1 protein-coding gene is annotated in these 1381 nt (G+C 67.6%); it reads left to right on the top strand.

What is annotated here, in order from left to right; genetic code table 11:
- Positions 1–156 precede the first annotated feature (156 nt).
- A complete protein-coding gene (locus tag ACZ4W9_RS40300) occupies positions 157–1278 on the top strand; it encodes an IS630 family transposase (protein WP_467944222.1) in 1122 nt (373 codons plus the stop codon).
- The last annotated feature ends 103 nt before the right edge of the window (positions 1279–1381 follow it).

The following is a 1381-nucleotide window of genomic DNA, read 5'->3' as shown; positions in this document are numbered from 1 at the left end:
AGACCCGGTTCGCCGCAGGCATCGCAGCCCTCTACTCGAGCGTCCCCACAAGCTTTTGCTCCATTGGGACGCCCTTATCTACGGATTAGGTTCGCGGGGTCGGGGGTCGTGGCGGTTGGATGTGCGGTGACGTCCGATCCGACTGATGGAGGTGCGGTGGCCGAGCCTGTCCGTGTGCGCAGACTGACAAACCAGGAGGGGCAGAAGCTGCAGCAGATCGTGCGCCGGGGCAGCACCAACTCGGTGCGCTACCGCCGCGCGATGATGCTGCTGGCCTCGGCCGGCGGCAATCGTGGGCCGGTGATCGCCCAGCTGGTGCAGGCCGACGAGGGCACCGTGCGCGATGTAATCCACCGGTTCAACGAAATCGGCCTGGCCTGCCTGGACCCTCGATGGGCGGGAGGCCGTCCCCGCCTGCTCAACCGTGATGACGAGGACTTCGTCGTCCAGACGGCCACCACCCGCCCCACCAAGCTCGGCCAGCCCTTCACCCGCTGGTCGCTGCGCAAACTCGTCGCCTACCTGCGGAAATTACACGGCCGGGTGATCCGCATCGGTCGTGAGGCGTTACGCGGCCTGCTTGCCCGTCGGGGCGTGACCTTCCAGCGCACCAAGACGTGGAAGGAGTCTCCAGACCCGGACCGCGAGGCGAAGCTGGACCGGATCGAGGAGGTCCTGGACCGCTTCCCTGACCGGGTGTTCGCCTTCGACGAGTTCGGCCCGCTCGGCATCCGGCCCACCGCGGGCTCGGGCTGGGCCACCCAGAAGCGCCCCGACCGGCTGCCCGCCACATATCACCGCACCCACGGAGTGCGCTATTTCCATGGCTGTTACTCGGTCGGCGACGACCGTCTGTGGGGTGCCAACCGGCGCAGGAAGAGCGCCGGGAACACGCTGGCCGCGCTGAAGTCGATCCGCGCCGCCCGCCCCGACGGCGCCCCGATCTACGTGATCCTGGACAACCTCTCAGCCCACAAGGGCACCGACATCCGCCACTGGGTGAAGAAGAACAAGGTCGAGCTGTGCTTCACCCCGACCTACGCCTCGTGGGCGAACCCCATCGAGGCCCACTTCGGACCGCTGAGGCAGTTCACCCTCGCCAACTCCAACCATCCCAACCACACCGTGCAGACCCGGGCCCTGCACGCCTACCTCCACTGGCGCAACGCCAACGCCCGCCACCGCGACGTCCTGGCCGCCGAACGCAAGGAACGCGCCCGCATCCGCAGCGAAAGAGGCATCCGCTGGGGCGGTCGCCCCCTCACCGCGGCAGCTTGAACGACCCGGCGAACCTAATCCGTAGATAAGGGCGTCCCAATGGAGCAAAAGCTTGTGGGGACGCTCGAGTAGAGGGCTGCGATGCCTGCGGCGAACCGGGTCT

Source organism: Streptomyces sp. NPDC029296, from assembly GCF_055569255.1.
This window is presented reverse-complemented; position numbering and strand designations above follow the sequence as displayed.